Here is a 20,906-nt window from a genome sequence, read left to right as displayed (position 1 = left end):
GCGAAGGCCAGGCGGGGGCCGTCGGCCGGATTCTTGGAATCGCGGACGAGGACGGTGGCGGGGGTGGTGGCGACCTCGACGCACGACTCGCCGTCGGGGCCGCTGCTGTGACTGCTCTTGAACCACGCCAGTTCCGAGGCGTCCTCGACGGAGTACTTGCCCATCATGTGTCTCCCAGCAGTGTCTCGATGAGGGTCAGCGACTCCCCGGGGCGGAGAGCCTGGGCCCGGATGGTGCCGTACCGCAGTTCAAGGATGCGGAGTTGCCTCGGATCGGATGTCGGACGGCCGCCGAACGCCCCGTCGGAACGCCCTGTCGCCGTGCCGTCCTCGAACTTCAGCAGCTCGATCCTGCCGCTCAGGCCGGGATGAGGTCCGCTGTCCATCGGCATGACCTGAAGCGTCACGTTGTTCAATCGCCCCACCTCCAGCAGGCGTTCGAACTGCTGTCGCCTCACCATTGTGCCCCCAACCTTGCGGCGCAGCGTGGCCTCTTCCAGGACGAAGCTCAGAGCGGGCGCGGGTGATCGCTCGAACACCGACCTCCGCGCCATGCGCGCCGCGACCAGCCGTTCCACGTCCTCGGGCGTGTAGGCGGGCTGCCACGACTCCAGCAAGGCGCGGGCGTGCTCGGGGGTCTGCAACAGGCCGTGGATGTTGCAGCACTCGTACACCCCGACCTCGGCGGCCTTCGCCTCCAGCTTCGCGATGTCCCGTACCTTCTTCGGGTACCGGACCTTGGCCACGTCCTCCTTCATCGCCTTGAGCAGCCCGCCCGCCCCCAACACCTCGTCCGCCTTGTCGAGGAATTCCGGCCGGGGGATCCGCTTCCCGCTCTCGATCTTGTAGACCATGTCCTCGCCGTACCCGAGGGCGAGCCCGAAGTCGGCGGCCCGCATTCCCACGGCCTCGCGGCGCAGCTTCAGCTGGCGCCCGACCGTCTCGACGACCGCGACTCCCCAGTCGTCGTCCGGATCCACCTCCCACCCCGGCTCGTCCGCCTCGGCCTTCGGCGTAACCCGCACCTCCGTACCGTTCACCTGCGTCACCGCGCACCCCTCCGTCACTCGACAGCCCCGACACCGCCGGACACCGTCCGGACAGTCACCATACGCAACCGTGTCGTCACTTTTCACAGTAGGCGGACGTGGCCACTCTGAGTGACGTGATCCACGAATCCGTCTCCTCCGAGCGCCAACCCGGCGACCGCTTCCGCGACTTCGGTCTGCGGCTGTCCCCCACGCCCCGCGGCGCCCGCCTCGCCCGTCTTCTCACCGGGGAACAACTCCGCGCCTGGGGGCTCCCCTTGGACCCGGCGGCGCACATCGTCGCCGAGCTGGCCGCCAACGCCGTCACCCACGGCCGGGTCCCCGGCCGGGACTTCGGGCTGTCGCTGTACGTCATCGGCGACACGCTCCGCATCGAGGTCACGGACACGCGGCGCGACCGGATGCCGTGTCTGCGACCGGCGGGGGGCGACGCGGAGTCGGGGCGCGGGCTGCGGCTCGTGGACGCGCTGGCCGACCGCTGGGGGGTGTTCGAGGGGCTGCCGCCCCGCAAGACGGTGTGGGCCGAGGTCCGGCTCCCCCCGCGCCACCGGACCTGAGCCCGTCGGGCCCCGGTCACGGCCCGCTCCCCGAGCCCGCCGGATCCCTGTCCGCGAGGGTCCGGTGGGCCACCGGCCTCCGGAAAGAACCGGGGAGAGAACCACCCGCCCACCCACCCTCCCGGCCCGCGTCACCCCTTCGAGTGACCGGCTTGCAGGCGCAGGACACGGACGGTTACGTTCGCCGCGACAACCGCAGAAAGATTCGGCCCCCGGCCGGGACTGGCATCCCGATCGAGGGCCTGACCGCTCAGGAAGCAAGGACCTTCCCAATGGCTGATCCGCAGTCTAACGCGCCCCTGCGCGCCGACGCCGGTACTCCGACCACCGGCGTGATCCACGTACGCACCCGGCTGACGGCCGACTTCACCGTGATCTCCAACGCCCTCGCCCAACGGCGCGGCAGCGCGGTCACGGTCGGCGTCGCCGCGTACATCGCCTCCCTGCCCGACGGCTCCAGCGTGAGCATCGCCGCCCTGTGCGCGCACTTCAGCGAGGGCGAGATCCTCGTCTCGCGGGCGCTGCGGGAACTCGAGGCGGCCGGATACCTGGAACGCCGCCGCGAGCGGCTGCCCGGCGGGCAGATCCGCACCCGGACGTACTTCTACGACACTCCCGGCGGCGGCCCGTACCCGGACGGACCTCCGGAGCGCCCGAAACCGGGACGGCCCCGGAAGCAGCCCGCCCACACGACGGCCACTACGCGGGAACCGGCGAAGGAACCGGTGGGCGGGCCCGCGCGGGCCGAGCCGGAGACGCCGGCTCCGCTCGCCGACGCCGACCCGCGGGCCGTCGCCGTCCTCACCGCGTTGCGCCGGGTCGATCCGCGTCTCGTCCTGTCCGGGCAGGAGGCCGCACGGCTCGCGTCGGCCGTGGCCGAGTGGCTCGCGGCGGGCGTCGAGGCCCCGCAGATCACCGCGGTGCTCACCGCGAGGCTCCCTGACCGTCTCCACGCACGGCCGGCGGGCATCCTCGCCTTCCGCCTGCGGGAGACACCCCTGCCCGCGCCGCCGCCCGCCGCCCCCGTGCGCCGTCCGGCCGTCCCGCCCTTGCAGACCTGCGACGGCTGCGAGCGGGCGTTCCGCGCCCCCGCGCCCGGACACTGCCGCGACTGCCGATCCGTTCTCGCGGGGGCCGCCTAGCGTGGACGGGACGGTCCCTGGGCACGGACGCAGAGGAGCGAGCGCCGTCAGGAGTGACCCAGCTCCGCCGACTCCTCGTCCGTCACCACCGGCACCGAACCCGAGTCGGGGGCGGGGCGCAGCGGGAAGGGGTCGACCCGCGTCTCGTCGATGACCGGCGGGGCGGGCTGGGGCGGCTTCGGCATGACGGCCGCCTCGGAGTGGCCGCCGCACCCGTAGGCCAGCGAGACCACCCGGCCGTCCGCCGGGGAGAACTCGTTGGCGCAGACGCCGAAGGCCTGGCCGAGGGAGCCGCCGATGGGGGCCAGGAAGCCACAGCTGACGCAGGAGGCGGGGGCCGCCTGTGCCATGGGCGTCTTGGCGCCGAACGCCTCCTCCCAGCGGTCGGCCGCGATGTGCAGGCCGTAGCGGGACAGGACGCGGGCGCGGCGCATGCCGAGTTCCTCGGCGACGGCGGCGATCGTGCCGCGCACCGGGGCCGTCGGGAGGTCGGCGGGCACGCCCGCGGTGACCTCGGCGTCCTCCGCCTCCACCAGCTCCGCCATCTCGTGCGAGACGGCCGAGTGCGGCAGCGGAGCGTCCTCGCCGGTGTAGCCGGGCTCCAGACGGAGATCCTCGGCGTCCGTGGGGAGCAGGTCGCCGGGGCCCATGTCGCCGGGGCGCAGGCGCTCGCTCCACGGGACCCACTCCGGGGCCAGGACCGCGTCGGGGCCCGGGAGCAGGACCACCTCGTCGAGGGTCACGACCTTCGCGCGGGACGCGCGCGCCACCGTCGCCGCCCAGCGCCAGCCCCGGTAGCCGAGTTCACGGCACTCGAAGAAGTGCGTGACCACGCGGTCCCCCTCGGAGACCACCCCTACGTGCTCCCCGACCACGCCGGGTGCGGCGGCCTCCTCCGCCGCGGCGCGGGCGAGGTCGACGGCCTCCGCACACAGGCGGTCGGGGGTGCGGCTTCGCGTGGTCGCTGCGCTCACAGGTATCGCTTCTCTCCTACGCCGTCACTCGGGTGCGCCGACCTGAAGGCGTCGGGTGCGGACGGAGCGGACCTGGGGGCCGCGTCGACGTCCGCGTCCGATTCGCGCCCGGACGCACCTGTGCCATCCATTGTGGGGGATGGCTGAGATACGCACGCTACCTGTTCGCGGGCGCTCAGCCCACACCGACGGTGCTTCTGCGACGCTCCGCGCCCACTTTCCTGCCCCTGAGGCGCCCGCGTGGGGAGCCCGCGGCCGTGACGTACAGGGCCATACGCGCGGTAACCGCACTACGGGCGCCCTTCTCGGGGCACTATGACGGGGTGGCAACCTCGAGGACACCCCAGGGAGCCACCGGGACCGGTGGGACGAAGGGGACGGGCGACGTGCGTGGACGGGGCCGGACGGGCGGGCCCTTCCGCGCGGTCGGCCGTGCCCTGCACCTGCCGTTCACCGGGGCGGCGCGCGGCATCCGCAAGGCGACGCACGCGCACGGCGCCGGCGAGTCCGGGCTCGGCAAGCTGATCGAACTGCACGGCGTGAACGGCGCCGGAGACGTCATGATCACCGTGGCGCTCGCCTCGACCGTCTTCTTCTCGGTGCCGACCGACGAGGCCCGCGGGCGCGTCGCGCTGTACCTGGCGATCACCATGGCGCCGTTCACGCTCCTCGCGCCGGTGATCGGCCCGCTGCTCGACAAGCTGCCGCACGGCCGCAGGGCGGCGATGGCGGGCGCGATGGCCGCGCGGGCGCTGCTGGCGCTGGTGCTGTCCGGCGCGGTCGTCACGGGCAGCCTGGAGCTGTATCCGGCCGCGCTGGGGGTGCTGGTCGCCTCCAAGGCGTACGGCGTGGTCCGCAGCGCTGTCGTGCCCCGGCTGCTGCCGCCGACCTTCTCGTTGGTGAAGGCGAACTCGCGGGTCACCCTCGGCGGGCTGCTGGCCACCGGCATCGCCGCGCCGATCGGGGCCGGCCTCCAGGTCCTGGGGCCCCGCTACCCCCTTTACGGCGCCTTCGTGATCTTCGTCGCGGGGACGGCGCTGTCCTTCACGCTCCCGCCGAAGGTCGACTCGGCCAAGGGCGAGGACACCGCGCTGCTCGCGGCGGACGAACAGCACCTGCACGGACCGCACCGGCGGCCGGTGAAGCGGCCGGGCCTGCGGACGGTCGGCATCGCCGTCACCCACGCCCTGGGCGCCAACGCATCGCTGCGCTGGCTGTCGGGGTTCCTCACCTTCTTCCTGGCGTTCCTGCTGCGTGAGCACCCGCTGACCGGGCAGAGCGCGGCGGTGTCGCTGGGCATGGTGGCCGTCTCGGCGGGCGCGGGCAACGCCCTGGGGACGGCGGTGGGGGCGTGGCTGCGCTCCCGGGCACCGGAGCTGATCATCGTGACGGTGGTGGCGGTGGTGCTGAGCGCGGTGGTGACGACGGCGGTGTTCTTCGGGGCGTTCCTGGTGGCCTGTCTGGCGGCGGTCGCCGGCTTCTCCCAGGCCCTGGCCAAGCTGTCCCTGGACGCGCTGGTCCAGCGGGACGTGCCGGAACTCGTGCGCACCTCCGCGTTCGCCCGCTCGGAGACGCTGTTGCAGGTGTCATGGGTGTTCGGCGGCGCGGTCGGCATCGTCATGCCCCTGAACGGCGCGCTGGGCCTGTCGGTGGCCGCCGTGATCGTCGCCACCGGCTGGCTCGCGACCAGCCGGGGCCTGCTCACCTCGGCCCGTCGCGGCGGCCCCCAGCGCGCCCGCGTGACGTGAGGGAACGCCCGTTCACCGGGGGGCCGGCCGGGCGGACGCCACCGCGACACCACGGGGCGTGGGGGGTGACACACGGGCGCGCCGCCCCCGCGTAGAGGGTGTGCCGGACGCGCCCGATAGCCTTCAGGCATGACCACGCTGCCCCGCGGCGAAGCCGCTGATGCATCCCGGGCTGTGCGACGCCGCCGCGCCGTCGCCGCCGCCGGCGCCGTTTCCGCCGGACTGCTCGTCCTGTCGGCCTGCGACAAGCCGACGCCGCTGTCCACGATCACCGTCGGCTCGTCCTCGGTCAGCTCGGAGGCCACCTGCGGTGGCGAGGGCGAGGACCTGACGGCCCAGGCCGCCACGGAGTGCCTGAAGGACACGGACATCAAGTCCATCACCGTCGACCCCGACGAGACGGTCCGCTTCGGCGTCGACCCGGACGTCGCGGACGACCGCTGGACGATCCTGATGAACGGTCAGCCGCTCACCGAGGACAGCGACAAGACCTACCGGACGATCCCGGGCAGCGTCTTCTTCAACGCGCAGTACGGCGCCCAGGGCGACTCCACCCTCGTCACGATCAAGTCGGGCGACGGCAAGAAGGACAGCCAGACGGTCACCGGCCTGTGGTCCTTCAAGCTGAAGAAGGACAGCTGATCGCTGCCGCCGGGCCGCGCGTGCTCGTGGCCACCGCCGTCCCCGTCGAGCGGGACGCGGTGGCACGGGCGTCGGCCGGCCCCTCCCGCGAGGTGCCGCTTCCGGGGCTGACCCTGCACCGGACCGGCGCGTACGACCTGCTGGCCGCCGGAGTGGGCCCCGCCCTCGCCGCCGCCTCCACGGCCGGCGCGCTCACCGCCGCCGCCCTCGCGGGCACCCCGTACCACCTGGTCGTCTCGGCGGGCATCGCCGGCGGATTCCTCCCCGACGCGCCCGTCGGCTCCCTCGTCGTCGCCGACGAGATCACCGCCGCCGACCTGGGCGCCGAGACCGCCGACGGCTTCCTGCCGGTCACCGAGCTGGGTTTCGGCACCGCCACCCACCATCCGCCCGCCGCCCTCGTACGGCGGGCCGCGGACGTCCTCGCGGCGGGCACCGGCACGGTCCTGACCGTCTCCACGGTCACCGGCACCGCCGCCCGCGCCGCCGCCCTGCGCGCCCGCCACCCGCGGGCCCTGGCCGAGGCCATGGAGGGCTTCGGGGTGGCCGAGGCCGCCGCCGCGCACGGCACGCCCGTCCTGGAGGTCCGCGCGGTCTCCAACCCCGTCGGCCCGCGCGACCGCGCCGCCTGGCGCATCGGCGACGCCCTCGCCGCCCTGACGACGGCCTTCGGGAAGCTCGCCCCCGTCCTGGAGAGTTGGAACCCACATGAGCAACCCCACCGGTGAGCGGCTGCGGACCGCGTACTCCCCCTGCCCCAACGACACCTTCGTCTTCGACGCCCTGGCCCACGGCCGCGTCCCCGGCGCGCCCGCGCTGGACGTGACCTTCGCCGACATCGACCTCACCAACGGCATGGCCGAGCGCGGCGAGTTCGACGTGCTGAAGGTGTCGTACGCGGTGCTGCCCCACGTCCTCGACGACTACGCGCTGCTGCCGTGCGGGGGTGCGCTGGGGCGCGGCTGCGGGCCGCTGGTGCTGACGAGGGAGGCGGGACCCGCCGTCGGCGAGGGGGGACTGGCCGGCCGTACCGTCGCCGTGCCGAGCGAGCGGTCGACGGCGTACCTGCTGTTCCGGCTGTGGGCCGCGGACACCCAGCCGGGCGGGGTCGGCGAGATCGTCGTCCTGCCGTTCCACGAGATCATGCCGGCCGTGCGGGACGGGAAGGTCGACGCGGGACTCGTCATCCACGAGGCGCGCTTCACGTACCACACCTACGGGCTGCACAAGCTCGCGGACCTGGGCGAGCACTGGGAGGACACCACCGGTCTGCCGATCCCGCTGGGCGCGATCATCGCCAGGCGCTCGCTGGGAGCACGGACGCTGACGGGGCTGGCCGACGCGATCCGCGCCTCCGTCCGCGCGGCCTGGGACGCCCCCGAGCTGTCCCGCCCGTACGTCATGGCACACGCCCAGGAGATGGACCCGGCCGTCGCCGACCAGCACATCGGGCTGTACGTCAACGAGTTCACGGCCGACCTGGGCGCGGACGGCTACGCGGCCGTCCGCGGGCTGCTCACCCGCGCGGCGGCCGAGGGGCTGTTGCCGCCCCTCGGCCCGGATGCGCTGGAATTCCCCTGAGGGGTCCTCGCACTGCGCCCGCCCGGCCGCGCGGCCTGATCGGGCGCTCCTGGTGCACGGACCCCCGAGGCCCTACACGTCCAACTGGTCGGCGACCGCGCGCAACAGGCCGGCGATCTTCTTTCCGGAGTTCTTGTCGGGGTAGCGGCCCTTCTCCAGCATCGGGGTGATGTTCTCGAGGAGGGTCGTCAGATCCTGCACGATCGAGGCCAGTTCGTCCGGCTTCTTGCGCTGGGCGGCCGCGACCGAGGGGGTCGGGTCGAGGATCACGACGGAGAGTGCCTGGTCACCGCGCTGTCCGGCCACGACGCCGAACTCCACGCGCTGTCCCGGCTTCAGTGTCTCGACTCCGGCGGGGAGGACCGAGGAATGAACGAAGACGTCACCGCCGTCGTCGCGGGAGAGAAAGCCGAAGCCCTTCTCGCTGTTGAACCACTTGACCTTGCCGGTAGGCACGTCTGTCCTCGTCCTCGTACTCGTCGGAAAACTGCTTCTGCAAACGGCTCTTGATAGCACTACAGCGGGTCCACCATGACCCGCCGGTACCAAGGCTAATGCTCTTCGGGCGGGTGACAAGACGTCCCCCGCCCGTTCCTCAGGGCTGGGAACTACCCTGGTCCGGTGCGTGACAAAACCCAAACGAATTCCGCCGCGCCCGGTGACCGACTGATCCGTGCCGGTGCCATCGTGTTCTTCGCCGGTGCCGTGGCCACTCTCGTCACGGTCGCCCCGCTGTTCCTCGGGAGTGAGCCTTTTCCGACGTACATGTTCGGATTGAGCATGCTGATGGGCGTCGGTTTCCTGCTCGCGGGGGCCGGCGTGCTGCGGTCGATCGCGGCGGGCCGCCGTCAGGCGCGGGCGAGGTAGCCGGACAGCCACCCCGGGAAGTGCGTGAGGTCGGGCAGGACGACGTCCGCGCCGGCCTCGGTCAGTTCCCGCTCGTCGCACGGGCCGGTGGCCACGGACACCGCGAGCGTGCCGGCGGCGCGCGCCCCGCGGACGTCTCCGACGTGGTCGCCGACGTAGACGCCGGCGCCGTGCTCGCGCAGGGCGTGCGCCTTCTGTTCGGCCCACAGGCCGCCTATGACGGCGTCGGGCTCGATGGCGAGGTGGCTCAGATGCAGTGCGGCGTTCGGCTCGTACTTGGCGGTGACGACGACGGCCCGCCCGCCGGCCGCCCGCACCGCGTCCACGGCCTCGCGGGCGCCGGCCATCGCGGGCGTCGCGGCGACGGCGACGGCCGGGTACATCCCCCGGTACAGGTCCGCGATCTCGGCGATCCGCTCCGCGGGGAACCAGTTCTGGAGCTCCTCCTCCAGCGGCGGCCCCAGCCGCGACACGGCCAGGTCGGCGTCGACGTACACCCCGGTGCGCTCGGTCAGCGCCAGGTAGCAGGCGTGGATGCCGGGGCGCGAGTCGATGAGCGTCATGTCGAGGTCGAAGCCGACGGTGAGCGAGGAGAAGGTCATATCGGCCATTGTGCCCAGCGGCGGGGTCACTTCTGCCGCTGGGACCGCCACACCAGGAACAGGGCGGAGGCCACGGCTGCGCCGCGCACCACCCAGGGGAGGGTCTCCGAGACCGCCGCGTTCATCCCGCCCTCGGCGACGGGGTCGCCCCAGCGGCCCTCGGTGCGGCCCCACAGCCAGGTGAGGCCGGCCGCGACCGAGAGGCCGGGGATGACCATGACCGCCCACTTCGTCTCGCGTTCGGTGAGGCGGCGCGAGGCGTAGGCGATGAGATAGCCGACGATCAGCACCACCCACTGGCCGATCACCGCCCCGACGACCAGGCACCCGGCGGCGACCAGCAGCAGGGGGTTGTTCCAGCGCCCCGGACGCAGCGCGGGAAGGAAGCCGAGCGGGCGCCGGCGGACCTCGGGGACGACCTCGGCCTCACCGCCCTCCGGTGCCCCCGGTGCTTCTGTCGTCTCCTTCACCGGGGGGCGCCGCAGCATCTCCGGGATCTCCACGCCGCCGACGAAGCCGGGCACCTCGTCGCCCAGGGCGAACGGGTCGGGTTCGCGGCGCCACCAGTCGGGGGTCTCCCCCGACGAACCGCCGAGCTCATGGGCTCCGGCCCGGTGCGGCGGCGCGGGGACGTCCGACGGAGCGGGGGGCCGGGCCTCGTCCCGGGGACGGGGGACGATCCGGCGCAGCCCCTTGGCGCGCCTGCGCCGCCCGTCCTCCCCGTCCCGCTGCGCCGGCACCGCCGGCTGCGGCACGTCCGGCACCTCCGGCACACCCGCCCCGGCACCGGCGCCGGCCGCGGCCGCGACGACGTCGTCGGGGTCCCCGAGCCGGGCGAGGATACGGCGGACGGCCGCGGGACTGTCGACCGGCGCCTTGGCCCTGCGCCGGTCGATCTCGTCCCGCAGACCCGCGACGAGCCGCATCCGCGTGGCCGACGACAACTGCCGCTGCTGAGCCACGTCCCCGACGCGGCTCAGATACTCGTAGACGACCTGGTCGCTCTCGATCCCCACGAAGAAGACGCTACCGCGCCCCCGCCCCCACCCCCCGAACACCAACCCGCCCAACCCCAGCCCGGCGTTCGAGGACGAGGCCCACCCAAGGCAACCCCAGCCCGTCCGGCGCTCGCGGACGAGGCCCACCCAAGGCAACCCCAGCCCGCCCGGCGCTCGCGGACAAGCCCCGGTCAGGGCAATCCAGCCCGCCCGGCGTTCGAGAACGAGGCCCGTTCAAGGCCGACGCGGGGATCCGGGGGGCGGCAGCCCCGGGGACCGGCCCCGCAGCCACGCCCGCCGAACACCCACCCCACAGCACCCCACCAGCCCGCCCGGCGTTCGGGGACGAGGCCCGTTCAGGGCCGACGCGGGGGTCCGGGGGCGGCAGCCCCCGGGCACGGTCACCGACAGACAGCCGCGAAACCGCCGGAGGCAACCCGCTACCGTGGGTCAGATGAGCCCCCAGGACCCCCCGGTCGCCCCCCGGTCCCTCGCGGAAGCGCTCCGCGCCCGGGACGACGCCTCCCTGGCCGCTCTCCTGCGCCGCCGCCCCGACCTCATCACCCCGGTCCCCACCGACCTCACCCAGCTCGCCACCCGCGCCGCCACCCGCGCCTCCGTCGTGCGGGCGCTGGAGCGCCTGGACCGGTTCACCCTCCAGACCGCGGAGGCGCTGGCCGTGACCGGCGACCCGGCGTCGTACGACGAACTTCTGCGGCTGATGGCGGGGGACGCGGGGGACGAGACCGTGGCCGCCGCGCTCCCCGCCGCCGTGGCCGCCCTGCGCGAGCAGGCCCTGATCTGGGGCGCCGACGACCGGCTGCGGCTGGTGCGCACCGCGCGGGAGCTGCTCGCGCCGTCCCCGCAGCACCCGTCGCCGACGGGGCTCGGCCCCTCCGTGCGGGAGGCCACCGCGGGCATGTCGCCGGGCCGGATCCAGGAGATCGTCGCGACGGCCGGGCTGCCGTCGACCCACGACTCCGTCTCCGCCGTCACTGCGCTGACCGCCCTGTTCACCGACCGCGCCAGGATGACGGCCCTGCTCGGCGGGGCTCCGGCCGACTCCCTCGACGTCCTGGCGCGGCTGGTGTGGGGGCCGCCGTACGGGCAGGTCACCGCCGAACCGGCGGCGCGGCTGCGCTGGCTGCTCGACCGGGGCCTGCTGCTGCCGACCGCACCGGGCACGGTGGTGCTGCCGCGCGAGGTCGCCCTGCACCTGAGGGCCGGCCGCGCCCACCGCGCGCCCGAGCCGCTGCCGCCGGTGGTCGAGGCGGCCGCCGTCCACCCTCCCCAGGTGGTGGACGCGACGGCCGCCGGGCAGGCGTACACGGCGCTGGCGACGATCGAGGAGCTGCTGAAGGACTGGGACGAGGGCGGCCCCGCCGTGCTGCGGGCGGGCGGGCTCAGCGTCCGTGACCTGAAGCGGACGGCCGTCGCCCTGGACGTCGCCGAGCCCGTCGCCGCGTTCTGGGTCGAACTGGCCTACGCGGCGGGCCTGATCGCCTCCGACGGCGAGGCCGACGAGCGCTATGCGGCGACCCCGGAGTACGACGAGTGGCGGGAGCGTCCGGCCGCCGAGCGGTGGGCGCGGCTCGCGGAAGCCTGGCTGGTGGCGACCCGGACGTCGGGGCTGGTCGGCGGGCGCGACGCGAAGGAGCGGACGCTGTCGGCGCTGGGGCCGGGGCTGGACCGTTCCGCCGCGCCCGAAGTGCGCCACCGGGTGCTGACGCTGCTGGCCGGGCTGCCCGAGGGCGGCGCGCCCGACGCGGTGGCGGTGCTGGAGCGGCTGCGCTGGGAGCGGCCGCTGCGCGGGCCGCAGGGACAGCGGACAGAGGGCGACCTGCGCTCCCGCCTGGCCGGCTGGACGCTGACGGAGGCGGAGCTGCTGGGCGTGACGGGCCGGGGCGCGCTGTCGGCGCACGGGCGGGCGCTGCTCACCGCGCACGGGGGCGCCGGGCCGCACGGCCCCGCCGAACGGGCCGTCGCCTCGGCGGCCGCCGCCCGGCTGCTCACCCCGCTGCTGCCCGAGCCACTGGATTACGTGCTGCTCCAGGCGGACCTGACGGCCGTGGCCCCCGGACCGCTGCGGCGCCCGCTCGCCGACGTGCTCGGCGTCCTCGCGGACGTGGAGTCCAAGGGGGGCGCGACGGTCTACCGGTTCACGCCCGCCTCGGTGCGCCGCGCGCTGGACGCCGGCCGCAGCGCCTCCGACCTGCACGCCTTCCTCGCCGAGCACTCCCGCACGCCGGTGCCGCAGCCGCTGGCGTACCTGATCGACGACGTGGCCCGCCGGCACGGTCATCTGCGGGTGGGCGCCGCCTCGGCGTACGTGCGCTGCGACGACGACGGCGTGCTGAACGAGATCCTCGCCGACAAGCGCTCCGCCGCCCTGCGACTGCGCCGCCTCGCGCCGACCGTGCTGGCGGCCCAGGCCGACCCGGCGACGCTCCTGGAGGGTCTGCGCGCGATGGGGTACGCGCCGGCCGCCGAGTCCGCCGAGGGCGATGTGCTGATCACGCGGGCGCTCGCACACCGCACCCCGCCGCGCACGGCCCCCGAACCGGTCCCGGAGGGCCCGCCGGTGCCCGACGCCACACTTCTGGCGGCCGCGATCCGCGCGATCCGGGCCGGTGACCTCGCCTCCACGGCCCCCCGCAAGGCCGCGGACGCCGCCCCGCTCGCGCCGGGCGAGCTGCCCCGCACCAGCTCCGCCGACACCCTCGCCACCGTGCAGGCCGCCGTCCTCACCGGAGAGTCCCTGTGGATCGGCTACGTCAACGCCGAAGGTGCCGCCAGCCAGCGCGTCATCGCCCCGGTACGCGTCGAGGGCGGCTTCGTGACGGCGTACGACCACACGGCGGACGAGGTGCGCACGTATCCGCTGCACCGGATCACGGGGGTGGCGGAGCTGGTGGACGAATGACGGTCCCGCCGGGTCAGCAGTGTCCGACGGGGGCGTCGACGGGGAGTCCGAAGTGGGCGCGGGCGGCCCTCTCCAGGGCCGCCGGGTCCGCGGCGCCGTCGAGGCCGTCGAGCCGGCGTTCGGCGAGCACGCCGAAGTGGTCCTGCGTCCAGTCGGCGTAGCCGGCGCCGTCCGGCGGCTCCTCCTGCTCCACGACGCGATAGCCGCCGTCGGCCTCCCGCTCCAGCCGCACCACCTGCGGGTGGTGGGCGCCGCCGCACTCCTGGAGCGCGCCGTCGCGCACCCCGTACTCCACGCACAGGGTGTCGACGCCGGCCCGTACCCGGCCGTCGTCCTCCCGCAGGTCCAGGGCCCGCGCCTCGCAGAACCACCTGGCTCCGAGGGCGGGCTCGCTCCCGCCGTACCCGTCGCCCCGGGCCTGTGCGACGAGCCGGGCCTCGATGGCGGGCCGGACGGCTTCCCACAGGCCGGCGTCCACACCGGTCGACCCGCGCGCCCAGGCCCCGGTCGCCACCAGCACCACCACGGCCCCGACCCCGACCCCGGGTCCCCAGATGCGTACGGACGTCACGGCGGCTCCTCACCGAGCCGCGCGCGGTGCGCGGCTTTCTCCGAGGAAGAAGACCTACGAGAGGGTCTCGGGGTTGCACGCGGGATGGGGCACACTGGAGGTTTGGCCCGCGCGGAAGGATGCACGTACGTGAACGGTCCTCTCATCGTCCAGTCCGACAAGACCCTGCTCCTGGAAGTCGACCACGAGCAGGCCGACGACTGCCGTCGGGCCATCGCGCCGTTCGCGGAGCTGGAGCGGGCGCCGGAGCACATCCACACCTACCGGGTGACGCCGCTGGGCCTGTGGAACGCGCGGGCGGCGGGCCATGACGCCGAGCAGGTCGTGGACGCCCTGGTGCAGTACAGCCGCTACCCGGTGCCGCACGCGCTGCTGGTGGACATCGCGGAGACCATGGACCGGTACGGCCGGCTCACCCTGTCCAAGCACCCGGCGCACGGTCTGGTCCTGACCACCACCGACCGTCCGGTGCTGGAGGAGATCCTGCGCTCCAAGCGGATCGCTCCGCTGGTGGGGGCCCGCATCGACCCCGACTCGGTCGCCGTGCATCCCTCCGAACGCGGCCAGATCAAGCAGGTGCTGCTGAAGCTGGGCTGGCCGGCCGAGGACCTCGCCGGGTACGTCGACGGCGAGGCGCACCCGATCGAGCTGGCCGAGGACGGCTGGGCGCTCAGGCCGTACCAGAAGCAGGCGGTGGAGAACTTCTGGCACGGCGGGTCCGGGGTCGTCGTGCTGCCCTGCGGCGCGGGCAAGACGCTGGTCGGCGCCGGGTCCATGGCGCAGGCGAAGGCCACCACCCTCATCCTCGTCACCAACACCGTCTCCGCCCGGCAGTGGAAGCACGAGCTGGTGAAGCGGACCTCGCTGACCGAGGACGAGATCGGCGAGTACAGCGGGACGAAGAAGGAGATCCGCCCGGTCACCATCGCCACCTACCAGGTGCTGACGACCAGACGGAAGGGCGTCTACCCGCACCTGGAGCTGTTCGACTCCCGCGACTGGGGGCTGATCGTCTACGACGAGGTGCACCTGCTGCCGGCGCCGGTGTTCAAGTTCACCGCCGACCTCCAGGCGCGGCGGCGGCTGGGGCTGACGGCGACCCTGGTCCGCGAGGACGGCCGTGAGTCGGACGTGTTCTCCCTGATCGGGCCGAAGCGGTTCGACGCGCCGTGGAAGGAGATCGAGGCGCAGGGGTACATCGCGCCCGCGGACTGCGTCGAGGTCCGGGTGAACCTGACGGACTCCGAGCGGCTGGCGTACGCGACCGCCGAGGCGGAGGAGAAGTACCGTTTCTGTGCGACGACGGCGACGAAGCGGAAGGTGACGGAGGCGATCGTGCGCCGCTTCGCCGGGCAGCAGATCCTCGTCATCGGCCAGTACATCGACCAGCTGGACGAGCTGGGCGAGCACCTGAACGCGCCGGTCATCAAGGGCGAGACGTCCAACGCCCAGCGCGAGAGGCTGTTCGACGCGTTCCGCGAGGGCGAGATCAGCGTGCTGGTGGTGTCGAAGGTCGCGAACTTCTCGATCGACCTGCCGGAGGCGACGGTCGCCATCCAGGTGTCGGGGACCTTCGGCTCCCGCCAGGAGGAGGCCCAGCGTCTCGGCCGCGTCCTGCGCCCCAAGGCGGACGGCCATCAGGCCCACTTCTACTCGGTCGTCGCCCGCGACACGCTCGACCAGGACTTCGCCGCCCACCGCCAGCGCTTCCTGGCGGAACAGGGCTACGCCTACCGGATCATGGACGCGGACGAGCTGCTGGCGGAGGGGGCCTGAGAGCCGGCCGGGGCGTAAGGGGTCCTCGCACCAGGAGCGCCTGATCGGGCCGCGTGGTCCGGTGCCGTGCATCGCAAGGCGCCGGAGAGTCCCCCGCAGCGGAGCTACCAGGGCTCTCCGGCAACGCGGCGATGTGCGGTACCAGGCCGCGCGGCCCAGGCGGGCAGGACCCCTAAGGCGCGGGGAGGGTGAAGACCAGGAACAGCACGCTCAGCGACGGCAGCAGTGTGGCGAGGGAGATCCAGGCCCGCAGGGCCGACCAGCGCCGCTTCCAGGGCAGGACCCAGGCGGTGACCAGGGCGGCGAGGGTGACCGGGCCGCCCACCGCGAGGATGCCGTAGATTGCCGCGAGGGACGTGTTCAGCGCGTCCGAGCAGTTGTCGGGGCCGCAGGAGTCCGTGGCCATCGCGGACAGGCCGCCGAAGACCAGGGCCGCCGGCGCGAGCAGGAACAGCAGCGCGCTCGCGACGGTCGGCGCGACCCAGGCGTGCCGGTCCCTGTCGACCGGGACGAGGAACGGGGCCGTGGCCGGGTGAGGCGCGAGGTGCGGTGTCGTCATGCCCCCAGTGAACTGTCGGGGGGCGGGGTGGGGGATCGGCTCGGATACTCATCCGGCCGGTCGTCGGGTACTCAGGCCGGGCGTTGCCCGCACGGCCTCACCTGCGTCGTACGCCCGCTTCCTCGCCGTACTCGCCGAGGATGACCACGTCGAAGGCCGCGCCGGCGAAGACGCGGACGGCGCGCAGGGCGTCGCCGATGCGGTGACGGTGGGTTCCGGTGAGGGGGGTCGCTCCGGACGGGCGACCGGTGGCCGGGGTGATGGTCGCTGCACTCATGTCTCCATGGTGCGAGCCGGTGCCCCGGGAAGACATCGGTCTGCGGTCCGAAGCCGGGTACGGCGCTCGTACGCCCCGGGGGTGACTCTTCCCCCAGGGGAGGGACCGCCGTCCCCTAAGGGGTCCGTGCCCTGCGAGCGCCTGATCGGGCCGCGTGGTCCGGTGCCGTGCATCGCAAGGCGCCGGAGAGTCCTCGTAGCGGAGCCACCAGGGCTCTCCGGCAACGCGGCGAGGTGCGGTACCGGGCCGCGCGGCCTGGGCGGGCACAGTGCAAGGACCCCTAAGGGTCGGACGCATTCGTCGGACGACGTCCGTCGGGGAGAGCCGTCGCGGGAGAGCCGTCGCGGGAGAGCCGTCGCGGGAGAGCCGTCGCGGGAGAGCCGTCGGGCGGGGACCTCGACAGGAGCCGTCGGGCGAGCGCCTGGGACCGGCACCCTCCGACAACCGCCGTCGAACAACCGCCGTCGGGCAACCGCCCCCGGACAACCGCCGTCGGACAGCCGCGTTCGGGGGAAAACCATTCGCCCCCGGCTCACCCGCTCCCCTAGAATCTCCGCTCTTGCCCGCCTCCCTAGCGGAGTGCCGCCGTCCGGACGGTAACCGGACGACATCCCGCAGCCACCCCGTCCCCCGCAGGTTCCGCATGCCCGGAGGCACTCCCTTGGCCACGCCCGTCGACGATCCCCTCTCCCGTGAGCGCGCCCACCTCGCCGCCTCCCGGGCCGCGCTGCGCGCGATGCGGCAGGACGTCGAGTCCCTCGACATCACCGACGTCACCGCGAACTGGGTCAACGCCGAAGTGCTGGCCCGCCAGATCGACGAACGCATCAAGGCGCTCGCCGACCTCAGTGACACTCCGCTGTTCTTCGGCCGTCTCGACTACCTGCACGCGCCCGGCGCCGAGCGGGCCGAGGGCGCGCAGGGCGAGCGCCCTCGGCAGGAGGCCGCGTACCAGACACTGCACATCGGGCGCAGGCACGTGCACGACCCCGCCGGCGACCCGATGGTGATCGACTGGCGTGCGCCGGTGTCGCAGCCGTTCTACCGGGCCTCGAAGAAGGACCCGATGGACGTCGGGCTGCGCCGCCGCTTCGGCTACACGGGCGGCGACCTCACCGCGTACGAGGACGAGCACCTGTCCGACCCGGCCGAGGCAGCCACCACCAGCAAGCTGCTCCAGCAGGAGATCGAACGGCCGCGTGTCGGCCCGATGCGCGACATCGTCGCCACGATCCAGCCCGAGCAGGACGAGATCGTGCGCAGCGGCCTGGCCGGCAGCGTGTGCGTGCAGGGAGGCCCGGGGACCGGGAAGACGGCCGTCGGCCTGCACCGCGTCGCCTACCTGCTCTACGCGCACCGGGAGCGGCTGGCCCGCACCGGCACGCTGGTCATCGGACCGAACCGTTCCTTCCTCCACTACATCGAACAGGTGCTGCCGGCGCTGGGCGAGCTGACGGTCCGTCAGGCCGCCGTGGACGACCTGGTGGCGCACGTGGAGATCCGCGGCGCGGACGACGCGGCCGCCGCGGTCGTCAAGGGCGACGCGCGGATGGCGCAGGTGGTGCGCCGGGCGGTGTACGCGCATGTCACGCCGCCCACCGAGCCGGTCGTCGTGGTGCGCGGTTCACGCCGGTGGCGCGTTCCGGTGTACGAACTCGAGGACATGGTCCGTGAGTTGCTGGCCCGCGACATCCGCTACGGCGCCGCCCGCGAGGCCCTGCCGCAGCGCATCGCGCACGCCGTGCTGGTGCAGATGGAACGCTCGGGTGAGGCGCCGGACGACCGGGTGCAGGACGCCGTCGCCCGCAACAGCGCGGTGAAGGCGGCGGTGAAGGCGATCTGGCCGCCGGTCGACCCGGCGAAGCTGATTCTGCGTCTGCTGACGGACGCGGACTTCCTCGCCGTGCACGCCGAGGGGATCCTGAGCGAGGACGAGCAGAAGACGATCCTGTGGGCGAAGCCCGTGCGCAGCGTGAAGTCCGCCCGGTGGTCGGCGGCGGACGCGGTGCTGATCGACGAGGCGACGGACGTCGTCGAGCGCACGCCCTCCCTCGGCCACGTCGTCCTCGACGAGGCGCAGGACCTGTCGCCCATGCAGTACCGGGCCGTCGGCCGGCGCTGCACGACCGGCTCCGCGACCGTCCTCGGCGACCTGGCGCAGGGCACCACGCCGTGGGCGACCCGCAGCTGGGCGGAGGCCCTGGCCCACCTCGGCAAGCCGGAGGCGATCGTCGAGGAGCTGACGGCCGGTTTCCGCGTCCCGACGGACGTGATCACCTACGCTTCCCGGCTGCTCCCCCACATCGCCCCGGGCCTGACGCCGGTCGCCTCGGTCCGTGAGAACCCGGGCTTCTTCGACCTGCGTCCGGCCGCCGGGGACGCCGACGTCGTAGCGGCCTGCGAGGAGCTGCTGCGCAACGAGGGCTCGACGGGGCTGATCGCGGCCGACGCCCGGGTGCCCGCCCTGGCGGAGGCCCTCACCGCGGCGGGCCTGCCGTACCTCTCGCCCGGTGAGGAAACGACCCCCGACACCCGTCTGACGCTGGTCCCGGCCTCCCTGGCCAAGGGCCTGGAGTACGACTACGTGGTCCTCGACGAACCGCGGGCGGTGGTGGACGGCGAACCGGACGAGCGCACCGGCCTGCGCCGCCTGTACGTGGTCCTGACCCGAGCGGTGTCGGGCCTGGTCGTGACGCACACGGCCCCGCTGCCGCCGCAGCTCGCGGAGGGCGGGCCCGTCCCCGGGGGCGACGCCGGGACGCCCTAGGGGGCGCCGGAACCGCCCGCGCCGCCCGTGCTCCCGCCCTCGTTCCCGCCCCCGCTGTCGCTGTCGTCCAGCGCTCTGCGCCACCGCGCCACCGCCGTCGCCGAGACCGGGCCGGTCCAGCCGTCGGGGCGGGCGGCGCCGCCGATGTGGAAGGCGTCGATGCCGGCGGCGGCGAGGGCCGGGACGTGGTCCAGGCGCAGCCCGCCGCCGACGAGGACGCGCTGTTCGTAGCCGGGCTCGCCGCGGCGGGCCGCCTCCGCGAGGAGGGTGGGCAGGCCGTCGTCGACGCCGGTGGGCGCGCCGGCCGTCAGGTAGGTGTCCAGTCCCGGCAGACCGTCCAGTTGCTTGCGCAGGGCGTCGCGGTCGGCTGCGCGGTCGATCGCCCGGTGGAAGGTCCACGGGCACCCTTCCAGCACCTCGACGACCCGCTCCACCGCGTCCAGGTCCGGCCCGCCGTGGGCGTCGAGGAACCCGAGCACGAACTCCTCGGCCCCGGCGGCGCGCAGTTCGCCGGCGACGCCGGCCAGCCGGTCGACGTCCCCCGCGGCGAACCCGCCCGTGAGCCGCAGCATCACGCGCGGCACGATGTCGACGGCGGCCCGGACCCCGGCCACCGTCCGGGGCGACGGGGTGAGCCCGTCGGCCGCCATGTCGGTGACCAGTTCGAGGCGGTCCGCGCCTCCGGTCCGGGCGGCGACCGCGTCCTCCACGTCCAGGGCGATCACCTCCAGGACTGCACGCTCGATCATGGGACCCCATTCGTCGTCGGGCACTGCTGACCCCTTACAGGTCTAGTCCAATTCAAAGACTACGCCCCTGCACCCGCCCGGGTCCGCCCACCTCCCGCTCACCTCGCGGTCAGCCGCCGTCATGGGCCCCACGCGGGCGGGCGGCGACGGTGGAAGGCGCGAGGAGAGGACCGCGCCAAGGGAGAATGACCCCATGGCCGATCTCGACGCCCTGCGCACCCGTTTCGCCCGCGCCCTCGACGGAGCCCGGGCACCGGCCACCACCCCGGACCCCCGCCCCTACGCCGACAACCTCCTCACCCGCTGGCGGGAACCGCAGCGCCGGTACCACACGCTCACCCACCTCACGGCGGTCCTCGACCACATCGACACGCTCGAGGCCCACGCCGCCGACCCGGACGTCGTCCGCCTCGCCGCCTGGTTCCACGACGCCGTCTACCTGCCCGACCGCTCCGAGAACGAGGAACGCTCGGCCCGCCTCGCCGAACGCGCCCTGCCCGAGGCCGGCGTACCCGACACCAAGACCGCCGAGGTCGCCCGGCTGGTCCGGCTCACCGTCACCCACGACCCCGCCGACGACGACCCGGACGGCCGCGTCCTGTGCGACGCGGACCTCGCGATCCTCGCCGCCCCGCCGTCCGTGTACGCCGCGTACACGGCGGCCGTCCGCGAGGAGTACCACTTCGTCCCGACCGACGCCTTCCGCGAGGGCCGCGCGGCCGTCCTGCGCCAACTCCTCGCCCTCCCCCACCTCTTCCGCACTCCCCACGGCCGCGGGGAGTGGGAGGCGACGGCACGGTACAACGTCCGGGCGGAACTGGACCTGCTGTCGGCATGACGCGCCCAGCGGCCGACAGCCGCGGACGAAGGCGGGTAAAATGGGCATTGTGCGGCCGTCCTCGACCTGGCGTAGGCGGGGCCCAGCACCCCTTCTCCGCTTTCCGCGACGACTTCCCGCGCGCGTCCGACACTTGCGGCACGGCCGCGCCGCGCGCGAACCGACAGACCCGCGCTAACCGACAGACCAGGGAGCGGGGCCAGCGCCATGGGCCGGAACGGCTCCACCACCTCATCCACCCCGCCGCCGGATGAAGAGCGGCATCTGGCGCGACGGGCGCTGCGTTG

The 20,906-nt window shown here is 74.1% G+C and carries 21 protein-coding genes; 11 read left to right on the top strand and 10 right to left on the bottom strand.

Annotated features, from left to right (window positions below; translation table 11 throughout):
* Both ACZ4YY_RS15180 and ACZ4YY_RS15175 read right to left on the bottom strand, forming a co-directional pair.
* The coding region (locus ACZ4YY_RS15180) for a DUF397 domain-containing protein (protein ID WP_468289467.1) at positions 1-167 on the bottom strand (167 nt) is incomplete at its 3' end.
* Positions 164-1,048: a helix-turn-helix domain-containing protein gene (locus ACZ4YY_RS15175; RefSeq protein WP_468289064.1), complete on the bottom strand. Its 885-nt coding sequence runs from the start codon at positions 1,046-1,048 to the stop codon at positions 164-166. The genes ACZ4YY_RS15175 and ACZ4YY_RS15180, both read right to left, overlap by 4 nt.
* A gap of 116 nt (positions 1,049-1,164) precedes the next feature.
* Here ACZ4YY_RS15175 and ACZ4YY_RS15170 point away from each other — a divergent pair, with 116 nt between their 5' ends.
* Positions 1,165-1,605 (top strand): ATP-binding protein, encoded by a 441-nt coding sequence (locus ACZ4YY_RS15170; protein ID WP_468289464.1) that lies wholly within the window; start codon positions 1,165-1,167, stop codon positions 1,603-1,605.
* 272 nt (positions 1,606-1,877) lie between these two features.
* Positions 1,878-2,747 carry a hypothetical protein gene (locus ACZ4YY_RS15165; RefSeq protein WP_468289061.1) on the top strand — a complete coding sequence of 290 codons (870 nt, stop codon included), beginning with the start codon at positions 1,878-1,880 and terminating at the stop codon, positions 2,745-2,747.
* Between the two features lie 47 nt (positions 2,748-2,794).
* On the opposite strand, the gene ACZ4YY_RS15160 is transcribed toward ACZ4YY_RS15165, so the two are convergent.
* The gene (locus ACZ4YY_RS15160) at positions 2,795-3,721 is read right to left on the bottom strand and encodes a DUF3027 domain-containing protein (protein WP_468289058.1); all 927 of its coding nucleotides are present in this window, start codon (positions 3,719-3,721) and stop codon (positions 2,795-2,797) included.
* 323 nt (positions 3,722-4,044) lie between these two features.
* On the opposite strand from ACZ4YY_RS15160, the gene ACZ4YY_RS15155 reads away from it, so the two are divergent.
* The 4 genes from ACZ4YY_RS15155 (at position 4,045) to ACZ4YY_RS15140 (ending at position 7,692) form a co-directional block, all read left to right on the top strand.
* Positions 4,045-5,469: an MFS transporter gene (locus ACZ4YY_RS15155; RefSeq protein WP_468289055.1), complete on the top strand. Its 1,425-nt coding sequence runs from the start codon at positions 4,045-4,047 to the stop codon at positions 5,467-5,469.
* Between the two features lie 129 nt (positions 5,470-5,598).
* A complete protein-coding gene (locus ACZ4YY_RS15150; protein WP_468289053.1) occupies positions 5,599-6,111 on the top strand; it encodes a DUF2771 domain-containing protein in 513 nt (170 codons plus the stop codon).
* Positions 6,081-6,839 carry a futalosine hydrolase gene (locus tag ACZ4YY_RS15145; protein WP_468289050.1) on the top strand — a complete coding sequence of 253 codons (759 nt, stop codon included), beginning with the start codon at positions 6,081-6,083 and terminating at the stop codon, positions 6,837-6,839. The genes ACZ4YY_RS15150 and ACZ4YY_RS15145 overlap by 31 nt, the downstream gene beginning before the upstream one ends.
* Positions 6,820-7,692, top strand: coding sequence for a 1,4-dihydroxy-6-naphthoate synthase (locus tag ACZ4YY_RS15140; RefSeq protein WP_468289047.1), 873 nt, complete (start codon positions 6,820-6,822; stop codon positions 7,690-7,692). Before ACZ4YY_RS15145 ends, ACZ4YY_RS15140 begins: the two co-directional genes overlap by 20 nt.
* Positions 7,693-7,764: 72 nt before the next feature.
* On the opposite strand, the gene ACZ4YY_RS15135 is transcribed toward ACZ4YY_RS15140, so the two are convergent.
* Positions 7,765-8,148 carry a cold-shock protein gene (locus ACZ4YY_RS15135; RefSeq protein WP_468289044.1) on the bottom strand — a complete coding sequence of 128 codons (384 nt, stop codon included), beginning with the start codon at positions 8,146-8,148 and terminating at the stop codon, positions 7,765-7,767.
* Positions 8,149-8,313: 165 nt separating this feature from the next.
* Here ACZ4YY_RS15135 and ACZ4YY_RS15130 point away from each other — a divergent pair, with 165 nt between their 5' ends.
* Positions 8,314-8,559: a hypothetical protein gene (locus ACZ4YY_RS15130; RefSeq protein ID WP_468289041.1), complete on the top strand. Its 246-nt coding sequence runs from the start codon at positions 8,314-8,316 to the stop codon at positions 8,557-8,559.
* Here ACZ4YY_RS15130 and ACZ4YY_RS15125 read toward each other — a convergent pair.
* Positions 8,541-9,161 carry an HAD family hydrolase gene (locus ACZ4YY_RS15125; RefSeq protein WP_468289038.1) on the bottom strand — a complete coding sequence of 207 codons (621 nt, stop codon included), beginning with the start codon at positions 9,159-9,161 and terminating at the stop codon, positions 8,541-8,543. The genes ACZ4YY_RS15130 and ACZ4YY_RS15125 overlap by 19 nt on opposite strands.
* Positions 9,162-9,187: 26 nt before the next feature.
* Positions 9,188-10,177 (bottom strand): hypothetical protein, encoded by a 990-nt coding sequence (locus ACZ4YY_RS15120; protein ID WP_468289035.1) that lies wholly within the window; start codon positions 10,175-10,177, stop codon positions 9,188-9,190.
* 436 nt (positions 10,178-10,613) lie between these two features.
* On the opposite strand from ACZ4YY_RS15120, the gene ACZ4YY_RS15115 reads away from it, so the two are divergent.
* The gene (locus tag ACZ4YY_RS15115) at positions 10,614-13,082 is read left to right on the top strand and encodes a helicase-associated domain-containing protein (RefSeq protein WP_468289032.1); all 2,469 of its coding nucleotides are present in this window, start codon (positions 10,614-10,616) and stop codon (positions 13,080-13,082) included.
* A gap of 13 nt (positions 13,083-13,095) precedes the next feature.
* Here the strand turns inward: ACZ4YY_RS15115 and ACZ4YY_RS15110 are convergent, their stop codons facing one another.
* Positions 13,096-13,653 (bottom strand): hypothetical protein, encoded by a 558-nt coding sequence (locus ACZ4YY_RS15110; RefSeq protein WP_468289029.1) that lies wholly within the window; start codon positions 13,651-13,653, stop codon positions 13,096-13,098.
* A 129-nt stretch (positions 13,654-13,782) separates the two neighbouring features.
* Between ACZ4YY_RS15110 and ACZ4YY_RS15105 the strand changes: the two genes are divergently transcribed.
* On the top strand, positions 13,783-15,429 hold the full coding sequence (locus ACZ4YY_RS15105; protein WP_468289027.1) for a DNA repair helicase XPB: 1,647 nt from the start codon (positions 13,783-13,785) through the stop codon (positions 15,427-15,429).
* Positions 15,430-15,601: 172 nt separating this feature from the next.
* Here ACZ4YY_RS15105 and ACZ4YY_RS15100 read toward each other — a convergent pair whose 3' ends face one another.
* Both ACZ4YY_RS15100 and ACZ4YY_RS15095 read right to left on the bottom strand, forming a co-directional pair.
* Positions 15,602-15,988 carry a hypothetical protein gene (locus tag ACZ4YY_RS15100; protein ID WP_468289024.1) on the bottom strand — a complete coding sequence of 129 codons (387 nt, stop codon included), beginning with the start codon at positions 15,986-15,988 and terminating at the stop codon, positions 15,602-15,604.
* Positions 15,989-16,085: 97 nt separating this feature from the next.
* A complete protein-coding gene (locus ACZ4YY_RS15095) occupies positions 16,086-16,265 on the bottom strand; it encodes a hypothetical protein (protein WP_468289021.1) in 180 nt (59 codons plus the stop codon).
* A 643-nt stretch (positions 16,266-16,908) separates the two neighbouring features.
* Between ACZ4YY_RS15095 and ACZ4YY_RS15090 the strand changes: the two genes are divergently transcribed.
* A complete protein-coding gene (locus tag ACZ4YY_RS15090; RefSeq protein ID WP_468289019.1) occupies positions 16,909-19,032 on the top strand; it encodes a HelD family protein in 2,124 nt (707 codons plus the stop codon).
* Here the strand turns inward: ACZ4YY_RS15090 and ACZ4YY_RS15085 are convergent.
* Positions 19,029-19,781, bottom strand: a complete 753-nt coding sequence (locus tag ACZ4YY_RS15085; RefSeq protein WP_468289016.1) for a copper homeostasis protein CutC — start codon at positions 19,779-19,781, stop codon at positions 19,029-19,031. The two genes, ACZ4YY_RS15090 and ACZ4YY_RS15085, sit on opposite strands and share 4 nt — an antisense overlap.
* A 193-nt stretch (positions 19,782-19,974) precedes the next feature.
* Between ACZ4YY_RS15085 and ACZ4YY_RS15080 the strand changes: the two genes are divergently transcribed.
* The gene (locus ACZ4YY_RS15080) at positions 19,975-20,619 is read left to right on the top strand and encodes an HD domain-containing protein (protein ID WP_468289013.1); all 645 of its coding nucleotides are present in this window, start codon (positions 19,975-19,977) and stop codon (positions 20,617-20,619) included.
* The last annotated feature ends 287 nt before the right edge of the window (positions 20,620-20,906 follow it).

It is taken from the genome of Streptomyces sp. NPDC030143 (assembly GCF_055573695.1).
The sequence above is the reverse complement of the archived record's forward strand: the minus strand, read 5'-3'. Positions and strand labels throughout refer to the sequence as shown.

Coding starts and splice junctions, on each gene's coding strand:
- ACZ4YY_RS15165 (WP_468289061.1), top strand. CDS start 1,878: ATGGCTGATCCGCAGTCTAACGCGCCCCTGCGCGCCGACGCCGGTACT.
- ACZ4YY_RS15150 (WP_468289053.1), top strand. CDS start 5,599: ATGACCACGCTGCCCCGCGGCGAAGCCGCTGATGCATCCCGGGCTGTG.
- ACZ4YY_RS15140 (WP_468289047.1), top strand. CDS start 6,820: ATGAGCAACCCCACCGGTGAGCGGCTGCGGACCGCGTACTCCCCCTGC.
- ACZ4YY_RS15125 (WP_468289038.1), bottom strand. CDS start 9,161: ATGACCTTCTCCTCGCTCACCGTCGGCTTCGACCTCGACATGACGCTC.
- ACZ4YY_RS15115 (WP_468289032.1), top strand. CDS start 10,614: ATGAGCCCCCAGGACCCCCCGGTCGCCCCCCGGTCCCTCGCGGAAGCG.
- ACZ4YY_RS15100 (WP_468289024.1), bottom strand. CDS start 15,988: ATGACGACACCGCACCTCGCGCCTCACCCGGCCACGGCCCCGTTCCTC.
- ACZ4YY_RS15095 (WP_468289021.1), bottom strand. CDS start 16,265: ATGAGTGCAGCGACCATCACCCCGGCCACCGGTCGCCCGTCCGGAGCG.
- ACZ4YY_RS15090 (WP_468289019.1), top strand. CDS start 16,909: ATGCCCGGAGGCACTCCCTTGGCCACGCCCGTCGACGATCCCCTCTCC.
- ACZ4YY_RS15085 (WP_468289016.1), bottom strand. CDS start 19,781: ATGATCGAGCGTGCAGTCCTGGAGGTGATCGCCCTGGACGTGGAGGAC.
- ACZ4YY_RS15080 (WP_468289013.1), top strand. CDS start 19,975: ATGGCCGATCTCGACGCCCTGCGCACCCGTTTCGCCCGCGCCCTCGAC.